At 71.2% G+C, this 24,897-nt stretch carries 20 protein-coding genes; 19 read left to right on the top strand and 1 reads right to left on the bottom strand.

Annotated features, from left to right (window positions below; all coding sequences use genetic code 11):
• Window positions 1–89: 89 nt before the first annotated feature.
• From ABTZ91_RS05465 to ABTZ91_RS05395, 15 genes are all read left to right on the top strand, one after another.
• The gene (locus ABTZ91_RS05465; RefSeq protein ID WP_352075808.1) at window positions 90–1,226 is read left to right on the top strand and encodes an ATP-binding protein; all 1,137 of its coding nucleotides are present in this window, start codon (window positions 90–92) and stop codon (window positions 1,224–1,226) included.
• A gap of 110 nt (window positions 1,227–1,336) precedes the next feature.
• On the top strand, window positions 1,337–2,836 hold the full coding sequence (locus ABTZ91_RS05460; protein ID WP_352075807.1) for a folylpolyglutamate synthase/dihydrofolate synthase family protein: 1,500 nt from the start codon (window positions 1,337–1,339) through the stop codon (window positions 2,834–2,836).
• A gap of 3 nt (window positions 2,837–2,839) precedes the next feature.
• Window positions 2,840–3,196: a DUF4233 domain-containing protein gene (locus tag ABTZ91_RS05455; RefSeq protein WP_352075806.1), complete on the top strand. Its 357-nt coding sequence runs from the start codon at window positions 2,840–2,842 to the stop codon at window positions 3,194–3,196.
• Between the two features lie 64 nt (window positions 3,197–3,260).
• Complete coding sequence (ndk, locus tag ABTZ91_RS05450) at window positions 3,261–3,674, top strand: nucleoside-diphosphate kinase (RefSeq protein ID WP_352075805.1); 414 nt, start codon at window positions 3,261–3,263, stop codon at window positions 3,672–3,674.
• Between the two features lie 282 nt (window positions 3,675–3,956).
• Window positions 3,957–4,976, top strand: a complete 1,020-nt coding sequence (locus ABTZ91_RS05445; RefSeq protein WP_345488318.1) for a rod shape-determining protein — start codon at window positions 3,957–3,959, stop codon at window positions 4,974–4,976.
• Window positions 4,977–5,081: 105 nt separating this feature from the next.
• The gene (gene mreC, locus ABTZ91_RS05440) at window positions 5,082–6,200 is read left to right on the top strand and encodes a rod shape-determining protein MreC (protein WP_352075804.1); all 1,119 of its coding nucleotides are present in this window, start codon (window positions 5,082–5,084) and stop codon (window positions 6,198–6,200) included.
• Window positions 6,197–6,865 carry a rod shape-determining protein MreD gene (gene mreD, locus ABTZ91_RS05435; protein ID WP_352075803.1) on the top strand — a complete coding sequence of 223 codons (669 nt, stop codon included), beginning with the start codon at window positions 6,197–6,199 and terminating at the stop codon, window positions 6,863–6,865. The genes mreC and mreD overlap by 4 nt, the downstream gene beginning before the upstream one ends.
• A 19-nt stretch (window positions 6,866–6,884) precedes the next feature.
• Window positions 6,885–9,071 carry a penicillin-binding protein 2 gene (gene mrdA / locus ABTZ91_RS05430; RefSeq protein WP_352075802.1) on the top strand — a complete coding sequence of 729 codons (2,187 nt, stop codon included), beginning with the start codon at window positions 6,885–6,887 and terminating at the stop codon, window positions 9,069–9,071.
• Between the two features lie 4 nt (window positions 9,072–9,075).
• Window positions 9,076–10,275, top strand: a complete 1,200-nt coding sequence (rodA, locus tag ABTZ91_RS05425) for a rod shape-determining protein RodA (protein WP_352075801.1) — start codon at window positions 9,076–9,078, stop codon at window positions 10,273–10,275.
• Window positions 10,276–10,315: 40 nt separating this feature from the next.
• Complete coding sequence (locus ABTZ91_RS05420; protein WP_352075800.1) at window positions 10,316–11,830, top strand: CYTH and CHAD domain-containing protein; 1,515 nt, start codon at window positions 10,316–10,318, stop codon at window positions 11,828–11,830.
• Between the two features lie 51 nt (window positions 11,831–11,881).
• Window positions 11,882–13,810 carry a TIGR03960 family B12-binding radical SAM protein gene (locus ABTZ91_RS05415; protein WP_352075799.1) on the top strand — a complete coding sequence of 643 codons (1,929 nt, stop codon included), beginning with the start codon at window positions 11,882–11,884 and terminating at the stop codon, window positions 13,808–13,810.
• A 29-nt stretch (window positions 13,811–13,839) separates the two neighbouring features.
• Window positions 13,840–14,001 (top strand): hypothetical protein, encoded by a 162-nt coding sequence (locus tag ABTZ91_RS05410; RefSeq protein ID WP_352075798.1) that lies wholly within the window; start codon window positions 13,840–13,842, stop codon window positions 13,999–14,001.
• 167 nt (window positions 14,002–14,168) lie between these two features.
• Window positions 14,169–14,387 (top strand): hypothetical protein, encoded by a 219-nt coding sequence (locus ABTZ91_RS05405; RefSeq protein ID WP_352075797.1) that lies wholly within the window; start codon window positions 14,169–14,171, stop codon window positions 14,385–14,387.
• Window positions 14,335–14,817, top strand: coding sequence for a DUF6879 family protein (locus ABTZ91_RS05400; RefSeq protein ID WP_352076041.1), 483 nt, complete (start codon window positions 14,335–14,337; stop codon window positions 14,815–14,817). The genes ABTZ91_RS05405 and ABTZ91_RS05400 overlap by 53 nt, the downstream gene beginning before the upstream one ends.
• Window positions 14,818–14,848: 31 nt before the next feature.
• Complete coding sequence (locus ABTZ91_RS05395; RefSeq protein WP_352076040.1) at window positions 14,849–15,202, top strand: helix-turn-helix transcriptional regulator; 354 nt, start codon at window positions 14,849–14,851, stop codon at window positions 15,200–15,202.
• A 673-nt stretch (window positions 15,203–15,875) separates the two neighbouring features.
• Here the strand turns inward: ABTZ91_RS05395 and ABTZ91_RS05390 are convergent.
• On the bottom strand, window positions 15,876–17,450 hold the full coding sequence (locus ABTZ91_RS05390) for a recombinase family protein (protein ID WP_352075796.1): 1,575 nt from the start codon (window positions 17,448–17,450) through the stop codon (window positions 15,876–15,878).
• A gap of 174 nt (window positions 17,451–17,624) precedes the next feature.
• Here ABTZ91_RS05390 and ABTZ91_RS05385 point away from each other — a divergent pair, with 174 nt between their 5' ends.
• The 4 genes from ABTZ91_RS05385 (at window position 17,625) to ABTZ91_RS05370 (ending at window position 24,897) form a co-directional block, all read left to right on the top strand.
• Window positions 17,625–18,452: an SAVMC3_10250 family protein gene (locus tag ABTZ91_RS05385; protein ID WP_352075795.1), complete on the top strand. Its 828-nt coding sequence runs from the start codon at window positions 17,625–17,627 to the stop codon at window positions 18,450–18,452.
• A 177-nt stretch (window positions 18,453–18,629) separates the two neighbouring features.
• Window positions 18,630–19,904: a hypothetical protein gene (locus ABTZ91_RS05380; RefSeq protein ID WP_352075794.1), complete on the top strand. Its 1,275-nt coding sequence runs from the start codon at window positions 18,630–18,632 to the stop codon at window positions 19,902–19,904.
• Between the two features lie 124 nt (window positions 19,905–20,028).
• Window positions 20,029–20,820, top strand: coding sequence for a TIGR03936 family radical SAM-associated protein (locus ABTZ91_RS05375; RefSeq protein ID WP_352075793.1), 792 nt, complete (start codon window positions 20,029–20,031; stop codon window positions 20,818–20,820).
• Between the two features lie 234 nt (window positions 20,821–21,054).
• The gene (locus ABTZ91_RS05370) at window positions 21,055–24,897 is read left to right on the top strand and encodes an Rne/Rng family ribonuclease (RefSeq protein WP_352075792.1); all 3,843 of its coding nucleotides are present in this window, start codon (window positions 21,055–21,057) and stop codon (window positions 24,895–24,897) included.

Raw genomic sequence — 24,897 nt, 5'->3', positions numbered from 1 at the left:
CCTCCCGTATGTCCTCCCGTGGGTGACATCACACGAGTGGTGACCGAAGTCCGTCAGCTCGGGCCGAAGGACCTTGGATGATGGAAGGCATGGCCCGCCTCCCCGCCCTGTCCGCGCTGCGCCTCCGCGCGGAGCGGTGGGCCGCCTCCCCCCGGGCCACCGACGCCGTCGCCGCACTCGGCGCCTTCGGCCTCATGCTCCTGGACGTGCCGGGGCTCGCCGGCGCCGACAACTCGCTCACCGGCGTCACCGCCACCCTGGTCCTCGCGGGCGGCGCGGCCACCCTGGTGCTGCGGCGCAAGGCGCCCTGGGTGCCCTTCCTGGTGGCGGTCGGACTGATGGGCTGGCTGCACGAGCTCACGATGATCCAGTTCGCGCTGTACTCGCTGGGCCGCTTCCGGGGCCGGCGGACCGCCGTCCTCGCCACCGCGCTGTACGTGGGCGCCGCCTACGCCTACTTCAACACGCCCGGCTGGCCCGCCCGGCACGGCGAGACCCTGAGCGACTTCCTGAGCCTGGTCGTCCCGATCGGCGTCCTCGCCGCGAGCGTCGGCATCGCCGCCTACCGCCACGACCTGGTCCGCGCCCTGGAGGCCCAGCGCCGCGAATCCGCCGCCCGGCAGGCCGTGCAGGAGGAGCGGATCTCGGTCGGCCGCGACGTCCACGACCTGGTGGGCCGGGAGCTCACCGTGCTCGCGGTGCGGGCCGAGGTCCTCGCCGTACGGGCCAGGGGAGAGGCGCACCAGCAGGGCTTCGAGGAGCTCGCCGACACCGCCCGGCGCGCCCATCACATGCTCAACGAGACCATCGTGCGGCGCGGCGACACGGCCGCCGCCACCCCGGGCCTCGACGGTCTCGCCGCGCTCGCCGCGGAGAGCGACCGGATGGGCAGCCCCGTCGACGTCACCGTCGCCCCGGAGGCGAAGGCGCTGTCGCCGCTGCGCCAGGCGGCCGTCCACCGGGTCGTACAGGAGTGCCTGACCAACGCGGCCAAGCACGCCCCGGGCCTGCCGGTCACGGTCACCATCACCGTCGAGGGCCCGTCCCTGCGCATCGAGGTCCGCAACCCCCTCGCCCCCGCACCCCCCGACCGCGCCCCCGTGTCGACCGGCACGGGCCTCTTCTCCATGCGGGAACGCGTCACCAGCATGGGCGGCTCCCTGGACGCCCGGCGCGAGCACGGCGCCTATGTGGTGACGGCGCTGCTGCCGAGCGGGCTGGGCTGACCTTCCCGCCGTGATCGAGCGGGCCGCCGGGGCCCTTGCGCGCACGGTGGGGCGAAAGTCCCGAATGGGGGGTCCCTGCTCCTGTCGGTGCCCCTCCGTAGACTGGACGCGTGAGTGAGCCGAGCGACCCGAGCGACCAGTTCGACGACATCGTCGACGCCGAGACCAACCGCGACCCGGACCTGGCGGTGATCGAGGCCGGCAGTCGCACCCTGCGCGCGATGGCCGGGCCGCCGCAGGGCGACCCGGTGCCCTCGCGCCCCGCCGACCCCGAGGTCGACAAGGCGCTGCGCGAGGTCGAGACCGAGCTGTCGACCCGCTGGGGCGAGACCAAGCTGGAGCCCTCGGTCAAGCGGATCGCGGCCCTGATGGACGTGCTGGGCGAGCCGCAGCGCGCGTATCCCTCGATCCACATCACCGGCACCAACGGCAAGACGTCCACGGCCCGCATGATCGAGGCCCTGCTCGGCGCCTTCGACCTGCGCACCGGGCGCTACACCTCGCCGCACGTGCAGACCATCACCGAGCGGATCAGCCTCGACGGCGCCCCGATCGACCCGGAGCGCTTCGTCGAGACGTACCAGGACGTGAAGCCGTACGTGGAGCTGGTCGACGCCCGCGAGGAGTACCGGCTCTCCTTCTTCGAGGTCCTCACCGGTATGGCGTACGCGGCCTTCGCCGACGCCCCGGTCGACGCGGCCGTCGTCGAGGTCGGCATGGGCGGCACCTGGGACGCCACCAACGTCATCGACGCCTCCGTCGCCGTCGTCACCCCGATCGACCTGGACCACACCGACCGGCTCGGCGAGACGACCGCCGAGATCGCCGGCGAGAAGTCCGGGATCATCAAGCAGGGCGCGACCGTGATCCTGGCCCAGCAGCCGGTGGACGCGGCGCAGGTGCTCCTGAAGAAGGCCGTCGACGTGGACGCGACGGTGGCCCGCGAGGGCATGGAGTTCGGGGTCGTCTCGCGCGAGGTCGCGGTCGGCGGGCAGCTGCTGACCCTGCGCGGCCTCGGCGGCGAGTACGACAACGTGTTCCTGCCGCTCTACGGGGCGCACCAGGCGCACAACGCGGCCGTGGCGCTCGCCGCCGTCGAGGCATTCTTCGGCATCGGCGCGCAGCACGCCCGCACCCTGGACGTGGACACGGTCCGCCGGGCCTTCGCCCAGGTGGCCTCGCCGGGCCGCCTGGAGGTCGTGCGCTCCTCGCCGACGGTCATCCTGGACGCGGCGCACAATCCGCACGGGGCGCGGGCGACGGCCGAGGGCATCACCGAGTCCTTCGGTTTCTCCCGGCTGATCGGCGTGGTCTCCACCAGCGCCGACAAGGACGCCAAGGGGCTCCTGGAGGCCTTCGAGCCGATCTTCGCCGAGGTCGTGATCACGGCGAACTCCAACCCCCGGGCCACCGACGTCGACGCGCTCGCCGCGATCGCGGTCGAGGTCTTCGGCGAGGACCGGGTGGTGGTCGAGCCGCGGCTCGACGACGCCATCGAGGCGGCGATCACGCTCGCCGAGGAAGAGGACGAGTACGCGGGCGCGGGCGTCCTCGTCACCGGTTCGATCTTCACGGTCGGCGACGCCCGACTGCTGCTGAAGCGGGGCTGAGCCATGCGGGTGCTGTGTTCCTCGACGCTGATCGGCGAGTTCTTCGTGATCGGCTTCGCCGGGCTCGTCGCGATGAAGGACGACTCCCTGGCGATGTCGACGGTGTGGACGGTGTGCGGGATCGCCATGGTCCTGTCGGTGCTGCTGTGCGGGATGATCACCCGTCCGGGCGGTGTGCAGCTCGGCTGGGCGCTGCAGATCGGTCTGGTCGCCAGCGGCTTCGTGGTGCCGGTGATGTTCTTCCTCGGCGCGCTGTTCGCGGTGCTCTGGTGGGCCTCGGTGCACTACGGCCGGAAGATCGACGAGATCAAGGCCGGCTGGGCCGCCTCCGAGGGTTCCGCAGGGCCTGACGCTGCGTGATCGTGCCCGGTGCGGGCCCTGTAGCCTCGAAGGCCCGCACACCGTTGTCTGAAGGAGTTTCCCCGTGAGCCAGCGCACGCTCGTCCTGCTCAAGCCCGACGCCGTCCGCCGTGGCCTGATCGGCGAGATCATCGGCCGTATCGAGCGCAAGGCCGGCTGGACCATCGCGGCCCTGGAGATGCGCGAGCTGGACCAGGAGACGCTGGAGCAGCACTACGGCGAGCACAAGGGCAAGCCGTTCTACGAGCCGCTGATGGGCTTCATGGCCTCCGGTCCGGTCGTCGCGCTCGTCGTCGAGGGCGAGCGGGTCATCGAGGGCGTGCGCACGCTCGCCGGACCGACCGACCCGATCGCCGCCGCGCCCGGCTCCATCCGCGGCGACTACGGCACCATCGTCCGCGAGAACCTGATCCACGCCTCGGACTCCGAGGAGTCCGCCATTCGGGAACTGAAGATCTTCTTCCCGGGCCTCGTCTGACCCCACGTCAGCCGATCAGCGCCACCCCCTGGGGCGACCGAAGGAATTTCGGTCGCCCCCAGGCATATGAACGCCGAACCCGGGAACGGATCGCCGCATCATTCCGTCACCTATACAGAGGTGGACTGGGGCGGTCCGCCGCGCGGTATCCGTGCGGGCGGCACTACGATGGGGAAACTCCATGCCGCACCACCTCCAGCCACCACCTCGCCGACCTGAGAAGCCGTCAACGCTCCGCTAGGGAAGGCCCGACGCATCCTCATGGGAAACAAGGGGAACTCAATGTCGTTCATCGGCCGTGACATGGCTGTCGACCTCGGGACCGCCAACACGCTGGTGTACGTCAGGGGTCGAGGCATCGTTCTGAACGAGCCGTCCGTCGTCGCGATCAACACCAACACCGGCGGCATCCTCGCGGTCGGTTCGGAGGCGAAGAAGATGATCGGCCGGACCCCCGGCAACATCGTCGCCGTCCGCCCGCTCAAGGACGGCGTGATCGCCGACTTCGAGATCACCGAGCGGATGCTCCGCTACTTCATCCTCAAGATCCACAAGCGTCGCTACCTGGCCCGCCCCAGGGTCGTCGTCTGCGTCCCCTCCGGCATCACCGGAGTCGAGCGCCGCGCCGTCATCGAGGCGTCCACCCAGGCCGGCGCCCGACAGGTGCACATCATCGAGGAGCCCATGGCCGCCGCCATCGGCTCGGGCCTCCCGGTCCACGAGGCCACCGGCAACATGGTCGTCGACATCGGCGGCGGCACCACCGAGGTGGCCGTCATCTCCCTCGGCGGAATCGTCACGGCACAGTCCATCCGGGTGGCCGGCGACGAGCTCGACAACGCGATCATCCAGCACGTCAAGAAGGAGTACTCGCTCCTCCTCGGCGAGCGCACCGCCGAACAGATCAAGATCACCATCGGTTCCGCCTACGACCTCGACCAGGACGAGCACACCGAGATCCGCGGCCGCGACCTCGTCTCCGGCCTGCCCAAGACCGTGGTCATCTCCGCCGCCGAGGTCCGCAAGGCCATCGAGGAGCCGGTCAACGCCATCGTCGACGCCGTCAAGACCACCCTCGACAAGTGCCCGCCGGAGCTGTCCGGTGACGTCATGGACCGCGGCATCGTTCTCACGGGTGGCGGCGCCCTGCTCCGCGGCCTCGACGAACGGCTCCGCCGCGAGACCGGCATGCCGATCCACATCGCCGAGGACCCGCTGGACTCGGTGGCGCTCGGATCCGGCAAGTGCGTCGAGGAGTTCGAGGCCCTCCAGCAGGTCCTCGACGCCCAGCCGCGCCGCTGACCCGGCCCGTACACCCGCACCGCCCGCGTCACCCCACAACTCCATCACCCCCGGGCCCCCGGCCCGGGGGCCCGTATCGAACGAGGAAAGGCACGGCCGCCGCACGTGAGGGACACACGAGAGAGCCGGCTGCTCCTGGTACTGCTGGTCGCCATCGCGTTCGCGCTGATCACGGTGGACATCCGAGGAGGCCAGGAGTCACCGGTCGACGGTGCCCGGCAGGCCGCGGCCGCCGTCTTCGGCCCCGTCGAGAACGGAGTCGCCTCGGCGGTCGACCCGATCGGCAACGCGATAGGAGCGGTCCGCGACTCCGGTGAGCGGCACGACCGGCTCGCCGCCCTGGAGCAGGAGAACGCCGCCCTCAAGGCCAAGCTCGGCAGCGACGACCGCAACCGCAGCCGGCTGCGCGAACTCGACACCCTGCTGAAGACCGCCGGCGCCGGGCAGTACGGCATCAAGGGCGCCCAGGTCATCGCCATAGGAGCCGCCCAGGGCTTCTCCTGGACCGTCACCATCGACGCCGGTGCCCGCGACGGCATCCGGCGCGACATGACCGTCCTCAACGGCGCCGGACTCGTCGGCCGGGTCACCACCGTCGGCCCCTCCACGTCGACCGTGCTGCTCGCCAACGACCCCGACTTCACCGTCGGCACCCGCCTGGAGAAGACCGCCGAACTCGGCTTCGCCACCGGCCAGGGCAACGGCCCGCTGCTCGTCCAGCTCCTCAACGGCAAGGCCAAGGTCAAGCCCGGCGACCGGCTCGTCACCTTCGGCTCGCACGGCGCCAAGCCCTTCGTGCCCGGCGTCCCGGTCGGCGAGGTCGTCCGCGTCGACCCCCTGGGCGGCGGCCTGACCCGCAACGTCTACGTCCGCCCGTACGTCGGCTTCAGCAAGCTCGACATCGTCGGCGTCGTCGTCCAGGCCCCACGCACCGACCCGCGCGACACGGTGCTGCCGCCGAAGCCCAAGCCCGCCCCGACCGTCACCGTCACGGTCACCCCGCCGCCGCCCCCGGACGGGCAGCAGCCCGGCCAGAACCAGCAGCAGGGCGAGAACCAGCAGCCCGGCCAGAACCAGCAGCAGGGCCAGGCGCAGCCGCAGGGCGACCAGCCCGCCGTGAAGCCCGACGAGCAGACCCAGCAGCAGGACCCGCAGACCCAACAGCAGGACCCGCAGGCGCAACCACAGGACCCGCCGCAGGACCAGGGGGAGCAGACGCCGTGAAGATCAACCGCATTCTGCTGTCGGCCGCGCTGATCCTCGTCGCCCTCGTCGTCCAGGTCTCCGTCCTCGCCCGCCTCCAGCTCCCCGGCGCCGTCCCCGACCTCGTCCTGCTCACCGTGGTCGCCCTCGCGCTCGTCCACGGGCACGTCACCGGCGCCCTCGTCGGCTTCAGCGCCGGCCTGCTCGCCGACCTCGCCCCGCCCGCCGACCACGCCGCCGGCCGCTACGCCCTCGTGCTCTGCGTCGTCGGCTACCTCGTCGGACTCGCCCGCCCCGAGAACGGCCGGCTCAAGTCCGCCGCCGGCCCCATGGCCGTGGTCGCCGTCGCCGCCGTCGGCTCCACCCTGCTGTACGCCGGGGTCGGCGCCCTCGTCGGCGACACCGCCGCCCGCCACGTCGGCCTCGGCTTCCTGCTGTTCACCGCCGCCCTGTACGACCTGCTCCTCGCGCCGTTCACCGTGCCGCTGATCATGGCCATCGCCCGGCGCGCCGAGAACGACCCGCTCGCCGAGGCCACCGGCGGGAGCGGAACCGACGTCGCCTCCGGCTGGCTCGCCTCCGGCACCGGCCTGAGGATCGGCACCCAGCGCGGCGGCCTGCGCATCAAGGCCGCCCGGTCCCGCGCCTCACGCGCCGGACGCATCAAGGGAGTCAAGCGACTGTGACCGAGGGGGCAACGGCAGCATGAGCAACATCCCGGAGACCGGCCGGACCCCCAGGGTCCAGATCCGGCTCGTCGTCATCCAGATCCTCGTCTTCTCCCTGCTCTTCACCCTCGGAGGACGCCTCTGGTACCTCCAGATCCGCCAGGGCAAGGAGTACACCGACGAGGCCAAGAACAACCACGTCCAGCAGGTCGTCCAGCCCGCCGTGCGCGGCTCCATCCTCGACGCCCGCGGCGTCCCGCTCGCCGACAACGAGACCCGCCTCGTGGTCTCCGCCTCGCGCACCGAGCTGATGAAGATGAAGGACGACGGCAAGGCCGTCCTCACCCGCCTCGCCGGCGTCCTCGGCATGAAGCCCCAGGACGTCATGAACAAGATCCGGCTCTGCGACTCCCAGACCCCCAAGCCCTGCTGGAACGGCTCCCCCTTCCAGCCGATCCCGGTCACCGACAAGGCCACCACCCAGCAGGCCCTGACGATCCGTGAGGCCTCCGAGGACTTCCCCGGCATCACCGCCGAACTCGCCGCCGTACGCCGCTACCCGGCCCCCGGCAAGGCCCGCACCGCACAGGTCCTCGGCTACCTCTCGCCCGTCACCGACGAGGAGATCGAGAAGGCCAAGGACACCGACTCGCCGTTCCTCCGCTCCGACCAGGTCGGCCGCTCCGGCATCGAACGCACCTACGACAAGGAGCTGCGCGGCAAGGCCGGCGTCACCCGCTACGAGGTCGACAACCTCGGCCGCGTCATGGGCCAGACCAAGTCCGACCCCGGCGTCCCCGGCTCCACCCTCGTCACCAGCATCGACGCCCGCGTCCAGGCCGTCGCCGAGTACGAGCTCCACCAGGCCATGAAGACCGTCCGCGGCGAGACCGACAAGATCACCGGCCGCCCGTACGAGGCCGACGCCGGCGCCGTCGTCGTCATGGAGTCCCGGACCGGCCGGGTCGTCGCCATGGCCTCCCAGCCCGACTACGACCCCAACGCCTGGGTCGGCGGCATCGCCGCCAAGGACTACGCGGCCCTCACCAGCAAGGACTCCAACTACCCGCTGCTCAACCGGGCCATCCAGGGCCAGGCGCCCGCCGGCTCCGTCTTCAAGGTCGTGTCCGCCAGCGCCGCCGTGCGCGCCGGCAACGACTTCAACGACAAGTACCTGTGCAGCGCCTCGTACAGCATGGGCAACCGCAGCTTCGCCAACTTCGAGTCCAAGGGCCACGGCCCCATCACCCTCGGCGACGCCCTCAAGTACTCCTGCAACACCGTCTTCTACCGCCTCGGCCACCAGGAGTGGCAGCGCGACGGCGGCCTCAAGCCGAAGAAGGACGCCAAGGACTGGTTCTACCGGACCGCCCGCGACTTCGGCTTCGGCAGCGAGACCGGCATCGACCTGCCCAACGAGGTCACCGGCCGCATCCCCGACCGCCAGTGGAAGCAGAGCTTCTGGGAGGCCAACAAGGACTCCTGGTGCAAGCAGGGCAAGAAGGGCGGCACCTACGTCGAGCAGATCGCCTACGAGAGCTGCCTCGAAGGCAACCAGCTCAAGGCCTTCGACAGCATCAACTTCGCGATCGGCCAGGGCGACGTCCTCATCACCCCCGTCCAGCTGGCCACCGCTTACGCGGCCATCAGCAACGGCGGCACCCTCTACAACCCCACCGTCGGCAAGGCCGTCATCAGCCCCGACGGCAAGCGGATCCGGGAGATCAAGCCCAAGGCCCACGGCCGGCTGCCGGTCGACGCCCAGACCATCAAGGACCTCGACAAGGGCCTGCGGTCCGTCGTCGAGCCGGGCGGCACCGCCGCCTGGCGGTTCGGCGGCTGGCCCCAGGACAAGATCCCCATGCACGCCAAGACCGGCACCGCCCAGGTCTACGGCAAGCAGACGACGTCCTGGCTGGCGACGTACACCAGGGACTTCACGATCGTCATGACCATCTCCCAGGGCGGCACCGGCTCCGGCGCCTCGGGACCGGCCGTGCGCAACATCTACGACGCCCTCTACGGCCTCGACGACGCCGGCAACCAGGACCTCAAGCGGGCCCTGCTGCCCCAGCCGCAGCAGACCCTGCCGAAGATCAACCCCGACGGCACCATCGACGCGCCCGAGGTCAAGCCGTACGACCCCAAGTCACAGCTCGTCGACCCCGCCAAGGGCGGCGTCGTGCCGCCGCTCGCCGGCCCGCCTCCGTACCTGAGGGACTGACCCGATGACCGCCCCCCACGGCTTCTCCGTCTCCCGCTACGCACCCGAGCGCGGGCCGCTCGCCCGGCTCACCGCCCGCGACTCGGTGCTGCGCCGGCTCGACTGGCCGATCCTGCTGTCCTCGCTCGCCCTGTCGCTCCTCGGCGCGCTGCTCGTGTGGTCCGCCACCCGGGGCCGCACCGAGCTGAACCAGGGCGACCCGTACTACTTCCTGTTCCGGCACGTCCTCAACACCGGCATCGGGCTCGCCCTGATGATCGGCACCATCTGGCTCGGCCACCGCACCCTCCGAGGAGCCGTGCCGGTCCTCTACGGCATCTCCCTGCTGCTCATCCTCGCCGTCCTCACCCCGCTCGGCGCCACCATCAACGGCGCCCACGCGTGGATCGTCATCGGCGGCGGCTTCTCGCTCCAGCCCAGCGAGTTCGTCAAGATCACCATCATCCTGATCATGGCGGTGCTGCTCGCGGCGAAGGTCGACGCCGGCGACCAGATCCACCCCGACCACCGCACCGTCGCCAAGGCGCTCGTCCTCGCCGCGATCCCCATGGGCATCGTCATGCTGATGCCGGACCTCGGCTCCGTCATGGTCATGGCCGTGATCGTGCTCGGCGTCCTGCTCACCTCCGGCGCCTCCAACCGCTGGGTCATCGGCCTGATCGGCGCCGGCGTCCTCGGCGCCGTCCTCGTCACCGCCCTCGGCATGCTCGACGAGTACCAGATCAACCGCTTCGCCGCCTTCGCCAACCCCGAACTCGACCCGGCCGGCGTCGGCTACAACACCAACCAGGCCCGCATCGCGATCGGCTCCGGCGGCCTCTACGGCGCCGGCCTCTTCAACGGCCACCAGACCAGCGGCCAGTTCGTGCCCGAGCAGCAGACCGACTTCATCTTCACCGTCGCCGGCGAGGAACTCGGCTTCGTCGGCGGCACCCTCATCCTCGTCCTGCTCGGCGTCATCCTCTGGCGAGCCTGCCGCATCGCCCGCGAGACGACCGAGCTGTACGGCACGATCGTGGCCGGCGGCATCATCGCCTGGTTCGCCTTCCAGTCCTTCGAGAACATCGGCATGACCCTCGGCATCATGCCCGTCGCCGGCCTGCCGCTGCCCTTCGTGTCCTACGGCGGCTCTTCGATGTTCGCCGTCTGGGTGGCGATCGGACTGCTGCAGTCCATCCGGGTGCAACGCCCCATGACCGCCTGATCCCCTCCCGCCCGGCCCGCATCGCGTCTAGATTCGATCCATGGAGGACACCAAGCGCGAGATCGAGCGGAAGTACGAGGCCACCGACACGTCCGCCGTCCCGGACCTCACCGGGATCCGGGGCGTGGCCGCCGTCCGTGACGAGGGCGTCATGGCCCTCGACGCCGTCTACTACGACACGCCCGACCTGCGGCTCGCCGCCGACTCCCTCACCCTGCGCCGGCGCACCGGCGGCTCGGACGCCGGCTGGCACCTGAAGCTCCCGGTCGCCCCCGGGATCCGCGACGAGATCAGGGCCCCGCTCACCGAGACCCTGCCGCCCTCCCTGGCGCGGCTCCTGCGCTCCCGCGTCCGGCACGAGGACGTCGTCCCCGTCGTCCGCCTCCACAGCCGCCGCGACGTCCGCCACCTCCTCGACGAGAACGGCACCCTGCTCGCCGAGTTCTCCCTGGACACCGTCCGCGCCGAACGGCTCGCGGGCGGCGGCGGTCAGGCGGCCTGGAGCGAGATCGAGGTCGAACTCGCCGACGACGCCGACGAGGCGGTCCTCGACGCCGTCGAGAAACACCTGAAGAAGGCGGGCGTCCACCCCACCGACTCGCCCTCGAAGCTCGCCCGCGCCCTCGCGGAGACCGGCGGCGGCCCCGCGCCCGCCCCGGCCCCCGCCACCGGCACCGCGGGCGCCGCCGTCCTCGCGTACGTACGGGAACAGATCGACGCCATCGTCGCCTACGACCCCGCCGTCCGCCGCGACCTCCCCGACGCCGTCCACAAGATGCGGGTCGCCACCCGACGGCTCCGCAGCGCCTTCAAGACCTACCGCAAGGTGCTCGACCGGAACGTCACCGACCCGATCGGCGACGAGCTGAAGTGGCTGGCCGGCGAGCTCGGCGTCGCCCGCGACGAGGAAGTCCTCCAGGAGCGGCTCGCCGCCCGCCTCGACGCCCTCCCCGACACCCTCCGCCTCGGCCCCGTCCACGCCCGGCTGCGCGTCCGCGGCATCAGCCGCGCCGAGGAGGCCCGGCGCACGGCGCTCGCCGCCCTCGACTCCGACCGCCACCTCGCCCTCCTCGACCGCCTCGCCGCCCTCCTCGCCGACCCGCCGCTGCGCAAGGCGGCCGCCCACGACGCCCCCGAGGTCCTCGCCCGCGCCGCCCTCAAGGACTTCGACCGCCTCGCCCGCAGGATCGACCGCGCCCTCACCCTCGATCCCGGCCCCGACCGCGACCTCGCCCTCCACGAGGCCCGCAAGGCCGCCAAACGCGCCCGCTACGCCGGCGAGGCCGCCCGCCCCACCCTCGGCAAACCCGCCAAACGGTTCACCCGGAGGGTCAAGGACGTCCAGTCCTGCCTCGGTGACCACCAGGACGGCGTCGTCACCCGCGAGGCCCTGCGCGACCTCGCCGTCCAGGCCCACGCGGCCGGCGAGTCCGCCTTCACCTGGGGCGTTCTGTACGGCCGCGAGGCGGCGGCGGGCGAGGCCCGGCAGCGGGAGCTGCCGGAGCTGTGGGAGCGGGCCTCGGCCCCGGAAATCCGGGCGGCACTGAGCCACTGAGCACCGGGGTACGCTTGAGAGTCGCCCCCTGCCAGCTCACGAAGGTTCGAGATGTCTGCTGCCGAGTCTGTCTTCCCGCAGCTCGAAGCTCTGCTCCCGCACGTGCAGAAGCCGATTCAGTACGTCGGTGGAGAGCTGAACTCCACGGTCAAGGAGTGGGAGTCCGCCGACGTCCGCTGGGCGCTGATGTACCCGGACGCGTACGAGGTCGGCCTGCCCAACCAGGGCGTCATGATCCTCTACGAGGTACTGAACGAGCGCGAAGGCGTCCTCGCCGAGCGCACGTACAGCGTGTGGCCGGACCTGGAAGCGCTGATGCGCGAGCACGGCGTGCCGCAGTTCACGGTCGACAGCCACCGTCCGGTCGGCGCCTTCGACGTGTTCGGGCTCTCCTTCTCCACCGAGCTCGGCTACACCAACATGCTCACCGCCCTCGACCTCGCCGGCATCCCGCTGGAGTCGAAGGACCGGACCGTCGACCACCCGATCGTGCTCGCCGGCGGCCACGCCGCCTTCAACCCCGAGCCGATCGCGGACTTCATCGACGCGGCGATCATCGGCGACGGCGAGCAGGCCGTCCTCGACATGACCGAGATCATCCGCCAGTGGAAGGCCGAGGGCCGGCCCGGCGGCCGCGAGGAGGTCCTCCTCCGCCTCGCGAAGACCGGCTCCGTCTACATCCCGGCGTTCTACGACGTCGAGTACCTGCCGGACGGCCGCATCGGCCGCGTCGTCCCCAACCGGTCCGGTGTGCCGTGGCGCGTGTCCAAGCACACCGTCATGGACCTCGACGAGTGGCCCTACCCCAAGCAGCCGCTCGTCCCGCTCGCCGAGACCGTCCACGAGCGCATGTCCGTCGAGATCTTCCGCGGCTGCACCCGCGGCTGCCGCTTCTGCCAGGCCGGCATGATCACGCGCCCCGTGCGGGAGCGAAGCATCACCGGCATCGGCGAAATGGTGGAGAAGGGCCTCAAGGCGACCGGCTTCGAGGAGGTCGGCCTGCTGTCCCTGTCCTCCGCGGACCACTCCGAGATCGGCGACATCGCCAAGGGCCTCGCCGACCGCTACGAGGACGACAAGGTCGGCCTCTCGCTGCCGTCGACCCGCGTGGACGCCTTCAACGTCGACCTCGCCAACGAGCTCACCCGCAACGGCCGCCGCTCCGGACTCACCTTCGCCCCCGAGGGCGGCTCCGAGCGCATGCGCAAGGTCATCAACAAGATGGTCTCGGAGGAGGACCTGATCCGGACCGTCTCCACCGCGTACGGCAACGGCTGGCGCCAGGTGAAGCTGTACTTCATGTGCGGCCTGCCGACCGAGACGGACGAGGACGTCCTCCAGATCGCCGACATGGCGATGAACGTGATCGCCGAGGGCCGCAAGGTCTCCGGCCAGAACGACATCCGCTGCACCGTCTCCATCGGCGGCTTCGTGCCGAAGCCCCACACCCCCTTCCAGTGGGCCCCGCAGCTGTCGGCGGAGGAGACGGACGAGCGCCTGGCGAAGCTCCGGGACAAGATCCGCGGCGACAAGAAGTACGGCCGCTCCATCGGCTTCCGCTACCACGACGGCAAGCCCGGCATCGTCGAGGGCCTGCTCTCCCGCGGCGACCGCCGCGTCGGTGCCGTCATCCGCGCGGTCTACGAGGACGGCGGCCGCTTCGACGGCTGGCGCGAGCACTTCTCGTACGACCGCTGGATGGCCTGCGCCGAGAAGACCCTCCCCGAGTTCGGCGTGGACGTCGCCTGGTACACCACCCGCGAGCGCACCTACGAGGAGGTCCTGCCCTGGGACCACCTGGACTCCGGCCTCGACAAGGACTGGCTCTGGGAGGACTGGCAGGACGCGCTCGACGAGACCGAGGTCGAGGACTGCCGCTGGACGCCGTGCTTCGACTGCGGCGTCTGCCCGGCCATGCAGACCGAGATCCAGATCGGCCCGACGGGCAAGAAGCTGCTGCCGCTCACGGTCAAGAAGTAGCCGTGACCAGCGGCGATGCCATCCAGCGGATGGCTGAGGCGCTTGCCGACGTACCCGAGGCGGACCGCGTCGAAGCTCTGCGAGGGCTCGGCGCGAAGGAGCGCGAGCAGGCTCCCCGCCCCACGCGGCGCACGCCGCTCCCCGCCCCTCGACGGGACTCGGGCATCGTCTCGGCGGTCGAGTGGGTGTAGGGCGTAGAGAGGCGTTCGGACGATCCTGTCCGGGCGCCTCTCGGCGTTCTCGGGGCCCGGTTTATGCGACAACGCGCATAGTCGCGTTTCCGCATAGACGGCACATCGGCCCCGCTCGTACGGTCGTGGCGATCGGCCCGCAGAGGGCTCGCACGAGGGGGTTCAGCATGGCGCGCGAAGAACTCACACGGCTCACCGGCAACACCAACGGCGGTAACTGCGGGCAGGGAGACTGCCCGAACGTCTACCGGACCGCCTCCGGCTCGTTCGTCGTCCAGGGCGACGTGTCCACCGCCTTCACCCCGCCCGCCGGGGAAGGGCTCGTGGAGATCCCTGAACTGGGCGGACAAGTTCAAGACCTTCCAGACCGAAGCCTGGCGGCTTGAGACCCTGCCGCAGTACCTCGTACCGCAGGAAGCGCAAGAGTTCGCCGCCTTCAAGGCGGGGGCCCGCTTCCCCGGACCGTACGAGGACGCGTGGATGGCCATGGTCCGCACCCGCAACGTGGGCCGGGTCCACATCGTCACCCGGCCCCTCACGGACTACCTGCGGTTCGAGTTCGAGCGGTACTACCAGCACCAGGCCCCGGCGGGGGAAGACATCCGTATCCTCGACATCACCGGCCGGCCGAACCCGCTACCCGACGTCCCGGACTTCTGGATGTTCGACCGCTCGACGGTCGTCCTCATGAAGTACGAGGCCGACGGTACGCAGATCGAGCGGGAGCTGTACGAGGGCGACCCTGCCCCGTTCCTCGAATACCAGCGCATCGCCATCGCGGAATCGGTCCCGTTCCTGGAATACGTGACCGAGTGACGTTTGGCCCGAGCAGCTCGGCCAGACCTCCCTGGAACTCGCCGCGGCACTGCGAAAGCTGCGGAAGCAGGCCGGTCTCTCCGGGGACCGGCTCGCCGCGCGCTGCAACATGTCGCAGTCGAAGGTGAGCCGGATCGAGAGCGGGAAGGTGCGCCCGTCCCTGGTGGACATAGAGCGCATCCTCAGGGCCTTGGACGCCCCGCCGACCTTGGTCGCGGAGGTGTCCGTGCTGGCCCGCATCGCCGCTACGGAGTGGCAGGACGCACGGTCTATACGGCGGAAGGGTCTGGACAAGAATTTCGGTCGCCGGGCCTTCCTGCGCTCTTCGCCCCGCATTCCTCACTCGCTTCAAACTGCAACGAAGTGGAGGGAAGAGAATCCCTGACCGATTTCAGAGATCTCTTCACTACCGGTCTTGATGGAGACGGCAGGCGACCGGCGCACCCTTGCCCTTCTGAACAGGTGAGACGGAAGCACAAGGCAGGCGGCCCCCGATCGGGGCGACACAAGGTCCAGCTCGGTCCGCCCATCCGATGGCGGCGAAGTGCACGCGGTAGGCGAGAGGGTGTCCTGGGTTCTGCGCCATGCGCCGGTACTCGTGCTGGGAGACTGCGCCCCACGAGCGGTCATGGCCGAAGCTGATAGCCACCGGTCGCACCCCCTTCCTGCGGGGCACGGCCGCAGTCGTGCGTCTCTCCCTCGACGAGGGGTGAGGTGCAGACCTCACAAGTCCAGACGACTTCGATCGTGATGTTCAAGGGCTGGCGACTCCTGGCGCTGGCCGAGGGCAGCGCGGAGCCGCGCCTCAGCATCGGGTGGAAGTCGCGCAGTACCGTCCTGCGCTTCGGGATGTCCTCGACGCCCCTGCGAGCCCCTCGGGATCGCGGCCCCTCACGGAGTGGCCAGCTCTACCGCCGCTGAACGGCGGGAGCTACGGTGTCCGCTCCCAGAGGGAGCGGGAGAGTCTTCCTATCCGGAGCCCGGGCAAGCCGTCAAGCCGGAACACCTCCGGGCATGGCTGACCGAGCCGCCCGGAGATGTGTGTCCTTGCTCCCTCGTCAGAGCCTTGCGGCGAAGTCGTCGCCCTTGATGACCAGGCGTTCGCGTACGTCGCGCGGGATTTTGAGCCGCAGGTGTACGGACGGGGCGCGCACCCCCTTGACCTTCGTGCGGGTCACCTCGCACGTGACGCCCACGCGGCGCAGGTCCTGAGCCATGGCCTCCATACCGCCCGCTTCCCACGTCTCCCGGAAGGTCTTGCCGTTGTGCACGAGAACCCAACGGTCTTGCGTGGTCTCGGGATCGATGGCGTTCAACTCTTCCGTGAGCTTGTCGAGCGTCTCCTCCGCCCGCTCGCGAGTGAACCGCGTCTTTGAGAAGCGGCCCTCTGGTTCGAGTTCCGCCATGTAATAGGAGATGGCATCTTCGAGTCGCTTAACTTCGTCGCGTGCCTCGGCTCCCTTCGCGTACTCCCGGACCTGGACGGGGAAGTCGCCGAGGACGCGCAGCACGTCGCCCACGAGGACGTCGTAGACGTCCTGCGGGTTGGGCGCGCCGAGGCCGCCGCCCTTGCACTTGCCGCAGCGCAGGTACGTGTAGCTCCGGCCGTTGCTCATGTTCTTCTGCACGGTCATGTTGGTTGAGCAGTCGACGCAGATCAGCACACCGAGGAACTGCGTCGCTCCGCCCGCCTGCCGGGTGGGTTGGCTCTTCCCGCGGCGGTCGAGTGCCGCTTGAAGGGTCTCGAACTCCTCCTCGGCGAAGATCGGGGGCCCGACCCGTATCGGCTTGCCATCGTTGCCGAGGACGAGCCTGCTCCGTCGCTTGCCGCCCTGCTTGTTCTCCTCGACCCGGTAGCCCATGAGCGCGGGGTTACGAAGGCGGCGCAGGAGAGTCGACGTGGTGAGTCCCGTCGACATGAGGCCGGAGCGGACGAGACAGAGGGCCATGCGTCGGGCGGAGACGCCCCGGAGCGCCATGCGCCGGGCCCAGTGCAGTGCCTTGTGTGCGCTCGGCTCGATGGCGAGCGCCGGCTTGCCGTCCACCTTCGTCGTGACGTAGCCGTACGTCGGTTTGCCCACGAGCCATGAGTCCTGCGTGCGCGCGTAGTCCCACAGTGACGTGACGCGGGTCGACGTGTTCGCCGCTTCGATCTCGGCGATGCCACCGATGAGCGTGACCATGATCCGGCCCACGGTCGTGCTGAGGTCGATCGCGTCGTTCTTCGACACGAGGTTCTTCCCGTACCGCTCGCACCACTCGATCATCGTGGACAGGTCCGTCATGCGACGAATGAAGCGGTCGAGCTTCCAGAAGAGCAGAGCGTCGAACTCCGGAGCCCGGTTGTTGAGCCACTCCCCGAGCTCCTTCCGCTTCCACGGCGGAACCTTCGTCGCCGACACGTTGAGATCGGAGGCGACGCCGACGACGCGGTACCCCTTCTCTCTGGCCAGGAGACGCAGGTCGAGTTCCTGCCGCACCGGCGAGGTCGTGTCTTCCGTAAGTACGGACAGGCGGACGGAGAGGAGTGCGCGAGGGGCGTCCTCGGGGAGCAGGGCCTCCGCCCGCTTCAGGTCCTCCAGGAGGGCCAGGTCCGAGGCGGTCCACTCGCTCTCGATGTCGTACGTCTTCATGGCTACGGAGAGTACAGATTGGATGTGGTCTTGTTTCCGTATTCCCCATATGGAAATACACATCAGGGTGTTTGACCATGGTGAACCGTCCAACCGGTGCGTCCGGCGCGTGTCCGGGAATGCTCACCAAGCCCGTCTGCCTGGTGGGCTTGGTTCTAGGGCCCTGGAGGCGGCATGAGGGAGCTGTTGTACCTGTCCAGTGCGAAGCTCGCAGAGTTCCTGCCCGAGAAGGATGGTGGGTTCTCCGGTCGGGCAGTGGAGGCGGAAGTGTCGGCGCTCGGCGCGGGTATGCGCCTGGCAGTGGGTGAATCCCCATCCGTTGCAGACTCACTGGGGGAGCGCTTACAGCAGGTGCTTGATCACGTCAGTGCCAAGTGTGAGGCGCACACGAACATCCCGGACTCCTGCGAGTCGCTCACCGCCTATGACTGGCTTGAGTTCACAGGGTTCTTCCGCCATGGGCCCAGGGTGAGGGACTGGGGACTCATCGACAGAGGTGTTTACACGTTCATGTCGATTGAAGATGCGTCGTGCGCGCTGAGGCACGGTGACGACAGCTGCGCTGGTGTTCAGGTCATCCTCTGTGGTTCACGGCATCACGTCCTGACCGAGACTGAGGCTCCACCGACGCGAATGGGGTCTGGGTCTGACTGGCTGCATGATCTGGCCGCTGCCTTGGTCGAGAGGGAAGGGCAAGGAGATACGTCGTTGCCGGATGACCTTGATTCCACGAGCCGGCGCGACAAAGAGTTCGCTGCGCGTTCTGCCTACGACATGCTTCTGACCGAGTACGAAGGGCCCGCGTACCTTCACGGCCACGCCCGAGTGTTGTGCAACTTCCCTCCTGGGGTGTGGCAGCACAGGTTGATCGTGGCGACCCCCTTGTATGTGGAGGCTGTACCGCGCCCCCGGCGCGGAGCCATCGCGATCGCTGGGCGGTCAGCTCCTGTCGGAGTGTGGCAGCGATTGCGGCTGGCCATGCGTCGAGAGACGCGAAGGTGAAAAGCTGATGTAACCCTGTATGGGTATGGCCGCAGATGGACACGCACATCCAGATCGGCCCGACGGGCAAGAAGCTGCTGCCGCTGTCCGTCGTGAACAAGTAATTTCGGCACAGCGATCGTGTGACGGCCCGGCGGAGGGTGAACCCTCCGCCGGGCCGTCGGCGTCCTGTTGGACATGAGCACGGAAAACCCGGCGCCGGTCCCGCCCGCCCCGCACGCCCTGATCCGCATCCCGGTCAGAATCGTCGTGCTGGTCCTCGTCCTCCCGGTCCGCATGGCCTGGGACGCCCTCACGGCCACCGGCCGCCTCCTCGACCGCGCTCTGCTCCGCCCCATCGGCCGGGGCCTCGCCTGGCTCTACCGCCACACGGTGAAGCGCCCGGCCGTCTGGCTCTACGAGCGGCTCCTCGCCCCGGCCGGCCGAGCACTGATCCGGGCCGCGCGCGGCACGGGGCGCGGCATCGCCTGGGCGCTGGGTGGTCTGTGGGACGGCCTGGCGTGGGTCTTCGGCGGTCTGTGGCGCGGCCTGGCATGGGTGTTCGCGCAGCTGGGCGCCGGCCTGGCGTGGGTCTTCGGCGGCCTGTGGCGTGGGCTCTCCTGGGTGCTCGGCGGGCTCTGGCGTGGGCTCTCGGCCGGGGCGATCCTGCTCGGCAAGGCGGCCGCCTGGCCCTTCGTCGCCCTCTGGCGTCATGTGCTCGTGCCCGTCGGCCGCTACGGGATCGCCGCACCCGCCGTCTGGCTGTACCGGTCGGTGCTCGCCCCCGTGGGACGCGGCATCGGCTGGGCGCTCGTCCGTTCGGGGCGGGCCCTGGCCTGGGTGCTCGGCGGGCTCTGGCGGGGGATCGCGCTCGGCGCCGGGTGGCTGCGCCGCGGGCTGCTGATCACCGTCCGGGCGCTCTGCACGGTGCTGCTGGTGTGGCCGTGGCGGTACGGGATCGTGCCGCTCGTCACGTACGGGATCGCCCGTCCGGCCGTCTGGCTGTGGCAGCGCGTCCTTCTTCCCGTCGGCCGTGAGATCGGAGACGCCCTCGCCATCTGCTGGCGCACCGCCGGTTTCCTCTCCCGGGCCGTCGGCCGCGGCCTCGCGTGGCTGGCCCGCAACCTGGTCGTCCGCCCCGTGGTCTGGGCCGTCCGTCACCTGTTCGTACGCCCCGCCGCCTGGATCTACCGCGAGGTGTGCGCCCCGGCCGGCCGCTGGGTCCGCGACGCCGTGTGGGCCCCGGCCCGTAAGGCCCTCGCGGAGGGGCGGCAGGCGGCCCGGGCCGCGCTCGCCTCCGCCCGGGAGGCCGTCCGCCGGGCCCGGCTCGACACCTGGCGCGCCTTGGTGGGGGAGAGCGGGGCGAACCGGCCCGGGGAACGTCAGGTGGCCCGGGCGCGTACTCTGGGTAGTACAACGAACGTCCCCGGCGCGGCGCCCGGCCCCGAGATCTCCCCGCAGACGCGGGGGTGAACCGGGCGGGCCCCCCAGGGCACACCCGCATTTCGAGGGCGGTGCGCCACCCGCGCCCGCCCCGCACCGAGGAGAAGAACCACTGGGCAAGCGACAGCCCGAAGGCCCGCCGCCCGCACCGGCGGTGCAGCGCATCCGACTGCGCTACACCAAGCGCGGCCGCCTCCGGTTCACCAGCCATCGAGACTTCCAGCGCGCCTTCGAGCGTGCGCTGCGCCGTGCCGAGGTGCCCATGGCGTACTCGGCCGGGTTCACCCCGCACCCGAAGGTGTCGTACGCCAACGCCGCCCCGACGGGTACGGGCTCCGAGGCCGAGTACCTCGAGATCGCCCTCACCGAGCACCGCGACCCGGAGACCCTGCGGGTCCTGCTCGACGAGTCCATGCCGAGCGGCCTCGACATCGTCGACGCCGTCGAGGCCCGGACCTCCGGCCTCGCCGACCGGCTCACCGCCTCCGTGTGGGAGCTGCGGCTCGACGGCGTCGACGTCGAGGACGCGCGCAAGGCCGTCGAGGCGTTTCTCGCGGCCGAGAGCGTGGAAGTACAGCGCAAGACCAAGAACGGTCTGCGCACCTTCGACACCCGCGGTGCCGTCGTGGAGCTGACCGCGGCCCCCGCCCCGGGCGATCCCCAGGGTGATAGGCCGCTGGACAGCGCCTGTGCGATACTGCGGCTGGTTGTTCGGCACGTGACACCTGCCGTGCGACCCGACGACGTCCTGTCCGGTCTCCGAGCTGTGGCCGACCTGGCGCCGCCGGTCCCCGCTGCGGTGACCAGGCTGGCGCAGGGGCTCTTCGACGAGGAGTCCGGCACGGTGACCGACCCGCTCGCGCCCGACCGCGAGGCAGTCACGGCCGCTCCACCCACGGCCGCCGTGACGTCCTCAGCGACGGCGCCGGGTGTCGGTACCGCGTAGGGAGCGGTCGTTGTAGCGCCGCCCTGGTACTCGGGAGCCACCTGGGTCGGGCAGCGCACTGACCAGGAGACTTTCGCCAGGCCGTACGCACAGGGCGTACGGAACCGGCGAGCCAGACACAGAGCTCCCGTGCGGCGCCCGCGCCCCGGACGGCGGCACCGCGCATCTCGCGCGTTCGTGCCGCCGGACCGGAACAAAGACGCGGCGCCCGGGAGCGTGACGGGAGAACCCCGCATGCTCGAAGAGAACGACACCACCGCACCCGGTGACAAGCTGCCGCCGCGCCGTCGGCGCCGCGCCGCGTCCCGGCCGGCCGGTCCGCCGGTGACGGCCGAGGCCGCCGCCGAGACCACCGAGGTCGTCGAGACCACCCCCGCCCCGGCCGCTCCGGTGTCCGAGGCCCCCGCCGCCGAGGAGCCGGCGCCCGCGCGTCCGCGCCGCCGCGCCACCCGGAAGGCCACCGCACCCCAGACGGCCCCCGCCGAGGCCCCGGCCGCGGAGGTCGTCGAGACCACCGCCGCCCCGGCCGCTCCGGTGTCCGAGGCCCCGGCCGCCGAGGAGCCGGCGCCCGCGCCGCGTACGCGCCGTCGTGCGACCCGTGCCGTGGCGACCCCGGAGCCCGTCGAGACCCCGGCCGCCGAGGCCGCGCCCGCCGCCGAGGCCGCTCCGACCGAGGCCCCGGCCGTCGAGGAGCCGGCGCCCGCGCCGCGTACGCGTCGTCGTGCGACCCGTGCGGTGGCGGCCCCGGAGCCCGTGGAGACCCCGGCCGCCGAGGCCGCTCCCGCCGCCGAGACGGCGCCGGTGGCCGAGGAGGCCGCCCCGGCCCCCCGGACCCGCCGCCGCGCCACCCGTAAGACCAGCACGCCCGAGGTGTCGGCCTCCGCCGCCGCCGAGATCGCCGCCGAGACCTCCGGCGAGGCGCTGCCCGAGGACACCGTCGAGGAGATCGCCTCGCACGGAGCCGACGTCGCCGCCGCGGAGGAGGCCGCCACCCGCGGCCGTGGCCGCCGCCGCGCCGGCTCGCCGCAGTTCGCCGCCCCGGCCGCCGAGGCCGAGGCGCCGCGCACCCGCCGGGCCGCCCGCCCCGCCGTCGCCGTCTTCCAGGCGCCGGTCTTCACCGAGCCGATGTTCCAGACCCCGGAGACCGCCGCCGCCATCGCCGCGGCCGAGGCCGTGGAGGAGGACGTCGAGGAGGAGACGGACGAGACCGTCGAGCCCGTCGAGACCGTCGAGGTCGCCGAGCGCGCCGAGACCGGTTCGCGCCGCCGCCGTCGCCGTCGTGGCGAGCCCGTCGCCGTCGAGCCCGTTCCGGCCACCGTCGCCGACGAGCCCGAGGTCGAGTCGACCCCCGAGGCGGAGGCCGAGACCGAGGTCGAGGCCGAGGAGACCGACGAGTACGAGGACCGTCCGTCCCGTCGTCGCCGTCGTGGCGGCCGTCGCCGCCGCCGCGGCGAGTTCGCGGAGGCCGAGGACACCGAGGAGTCGGAGGAGGCCGAGGAGGCCCACGCCGAGGCCGAGGGCGAGGCCGAGGAGCCGGAGGAGGGCGAGGAGGCCGAGGCGTTCGGCGGTTCCAGCAGCTCCCGCCGTCGCCGTCGCCGCCGTCGCCGCAGCGGTGACGCCGCCGCCGAGGCCGAGGCCACCGAGGAGGACGGCGTCCGCACGGTCGTCAAGGTCCGCGAGCCCCGCCCGGCCCGCGAGAAGGCCGAGCCGTCCGACGAGGTGCAGTCCATCAAGGGCTCCACCCGCCTGGAGGCCAAGAAGCAGCGCCGCCGCGAGGGCCGCGAGCAGGGCCGCCGCCGCGTCCCGATCATCACCGAGGCCGAGTTCCTCGCCCGCCGCGAGGCCGTCGAGCGGGTCATGGTCGTCCGCCAGAACGGCGAGCGCACCCAGATCGGCGTCCTGGAAGACAACGTGCTCGTCGAGCACTACGTCAACAAGGAGCAGGCCACCTCGTACGTCGGCAACGTCTACCTGGGCAAGGTCCAGAACGTGCTGCCGTCGATGGAGGCCGCCTTCGTCGACATCGGCAAGGGCCGCAACGCCGTCCTGTACGCCGGCGAGGTCAACTTCGAGGCGCTCGGCATGGCCAACGGCCCGCGCCGCATCGAGACCGCCCTCAAGTCCGGCCAGTCGGTCCTGGTGCAGGTCACCAAGGACCCGATCGGCCACAAGGGTGCCCGTCTGACCAGCCAGGTCTCCCTGCCGGGCCGCTACCTCGTGTACGTGCCCGAGGGCTCGATGACCGGCATCAGCCGCAAGCTCCCGGACACCGAGCGCGCGCGTCTGAAGACCATCCTCAAGAAGATCGTCCCCGAGGACGCGGGCGTCATCGTGCGCACCGCCGCCGAGGGCGCGAGCGAGGACGAGCTGCGCCGTGACGTCGAGCGGCTGCAGGCGCAGTGGGAGGACATCCAGAAGAAGGCGAAGAACGGCAACGGCAACGCGCCGACGCTGCTCTACGGCGAGCCGGACATGACCGTCCGGGTCGTCCGCGACATCTTCAACGAGGACTTCTCCAAGGTCATCGTCAGCGGCGACGACGCGTGGGAGACCATCCACGGCTATGTCTCGCACGTCGCTCCCGACCTGGTCGACCGCCTGTCCAAGTGGACGAGCGAGGTCGACGTGTTCGCCACGTACCGGATCGACGAGCAGCTGATGAAGGCGCTGGACCGCAAGGTCTGGCTGCCGTCCGGCGGTTCGCTGGTGATCGACAAGACCGAGGCGATGGTCGTGGTCGACGTCAACACCGGCAAGTTCACCGGCCAGGGCGGCAACCTGGAGGAGACCGTCACCAGGAACAACCTGGAGGCGGCCGAGGAGATCGTCCGGCAGCTGCGCCTGCGCGACCTCGGCGGCATCGTCGTCATCGACTTCATCGACATGGTCCTGGAGTCCAACCGCGACCTGGTGCTGCGCCGTCTCCTGGAGTGCCTGGGCCGGGACCGGACCAAGCACCAGGTGGCCGAGGTCACCTCGCTCGGCCTGGTGCAGATGACCCGCAAGCGGGTGGGTCAGGGCCTCCTGGAGTCCTTCTCGGAGACCTGCGTCCACTGCAACGGGCGCGGCGTCATCGTCCACATGGAGCAGCCGACCACCGCCGGCGGCGGTGGCGGCGGCAAGCGCGCGAAGAAGCGCGGCCGCGGCGGTGCCGAGCACGTCCACGAGCACGAGCACGAGGCCGTCGAGACCGCGGACGAGTCGGCCGAGGCCGAGACGGAGACCGAGGCCGAGGTCGCGGCGGAGCTCGCGGCCCCGGTCGCGCTGCCCGAGCCGATCGCCCCGGACGAGGAGCTGTACAGCAGCGTCGCGGAGGCCGAGGCCGCCGCCACGCGCGGTCGCGGCCGTCGCCGGGCCACCCGCCGGGTGTCGGCGCCGGTCGCCTCCCCGGCCGTCACCGAGACGGAGACCTACGAGGTCGTCGTCCCGGAGTCGAAGCCGGAGCCGAAGCCGGAGGAGAAGGCCGAGGCCAAGGTCGAGGCCGAGGCCGAGGTGGCGCCGGAGCAGGTCGCGGAGCCCGTGGCCGAGCCGGCCGTCGAGGCGGAGGCCGCCCCGGCGCCGCGTACCCGTCGCCGTGCCACCCGTAAGGCCACGGCACCGGCCGGTTCGCCGGCCCCGGCCGCCGAGCCGGTGGTGGAGACGGTCGCCGCTCCGAAGGCCCCGATCGTCGCGGAGCCCGAGGCCGAGCCGGCCCCCGCCGAGCCCGCGCCCGTCGCCGAGGAGGCCCCCGTGGCCGCCCCGCCGAAGGCGCGGCGCCGGGTGGTCCGCAAGGCCACCGCTCCGGCCGGTTCGCCGACCGGATCCGAGGAGGCCGCCGTGGTCGTCGTCGCGTCCCCGGCCCCGGCCCCGGCTCCGGCCGAGGCCGAAGCCGAAGCCGGGGTCCCCGCGGACGCCGAGGCGCAGGCGGAGGCCGACGAGGCCCCCGCCCCGGCCAAGAAGGCGGCTCGCAAGACCGCCAAGAAGGCCACCGCGAAGAAGGCCGCCACCAAGAAGACGGCGGCCAAGAAGACCGCGGCGAAGAAGACGACGACCGCCAAGAAGGCCGCGAAGAAGACCGCTGCCCCCGCGCAGGACTGA

The organism is Streptomyces sp. NPDC126499, assembly GCF_040302485.1.
In the GTDB taxonomy this organism is placed as follows: Bacteria; Actinomycetota; Actinomycetes; order Streptomycetales; family Streptomycetaceae; genus Streptomyces.
Note: the sequence above shows the minus strand (reverse complement) of the source record. Positions and strands in the feature narration are given on the sequence as shown.

Coding starts and splice junctions, on each gene's coding strand:
- ABTZ91_RS05465 (WP_352075808.1), top strand. CDS start 90: ATGGCCCGCCTCCCCGCCCTGTCCGCGCTGCGCCTCCGCGCGGAGCGG.
- ABTZ91_RS05455 (WP_352075806.1), top strand. CDS start 2,840: ATGCGGGTGCTGTGTTCCTCGACGCTGATCGGCGAGTTCTTCGTGATC.
- ABTZ91_RS05445 (WP_345488318.1), top strand. CDS start 3,957: ATGTCGTTCATCGGCCGTGACATGGCTGTCGACCTCGGGACCGCCAAC.
- mrdA (WP_352075802.1), top strand. CDS start 6,885: ATGAGCAACATCCCGGAGACCGGCCGGACCCCCAGGGTCCAGATCCGG.
- rodA (WP_352075801.1), top strand. CDS start 9,076: ATGACCGCCCCCCACGGCTTCTCCGTCTCCCGCTACGCACCCGAGCGC.
- ABTZ91_RS05420 (WP_352075800.1), top strand. CDS start 10,316: ATGGAGGACACCAAGCGCGAGATCGAGCGGAAGTACGAGGCCACCGAC.
- ABTZ91_RS05415 (WP_352075799.1), top strand. CDS start 11,882: ATGTCTGCTGCCGAGTCTGTCTTCCCGCAGCTCGAAGCTCTGCTCCCG.
- ABTZ91_RS05410 (WP_352075798.1), top strand. CDS start 13,840: ATGGCTGAGGCGCTTGCCGACGTACCCGAGGCGGACCGCGTCGAAGCT.
- ABTZ91_RS05405 (WP_352075797.1), top strand. CDS start 14,169: ATGGCGCGCGAAGAACTCACACGGCTCACCGGCAACACCAACGGCGGT.
- ABTZ91_RS05390 (WP_352075796.1), bottom strand. CDS start 17,450: ATGAAGACGTACGACATCGAGAGCGAGTGGACCGCCTCGGACCTGGCC.
- ABTZ91_RS05385 (WP_352075795.1), top strand. CDS start 17,625: ATGAGGGAGCTGTTGTACCTGTCCAGTGCGAAGCTCGCAGAGTTCCTG.
- ABTZ91_RS05380 (WP_352075794.1), top strand. CDS start 18,630: ATGAGCACGGAAAACCCGGCGCCGGTCCCGCCCGCCCCGCACGCCCTG.
- ABTZ91_RS05370 (WP_352075792.1), top strand. CDS start 21,055: ATGCTCGAAGAGAACGACACCACCGCACCCGGTGACAAGCTGCCGCCG.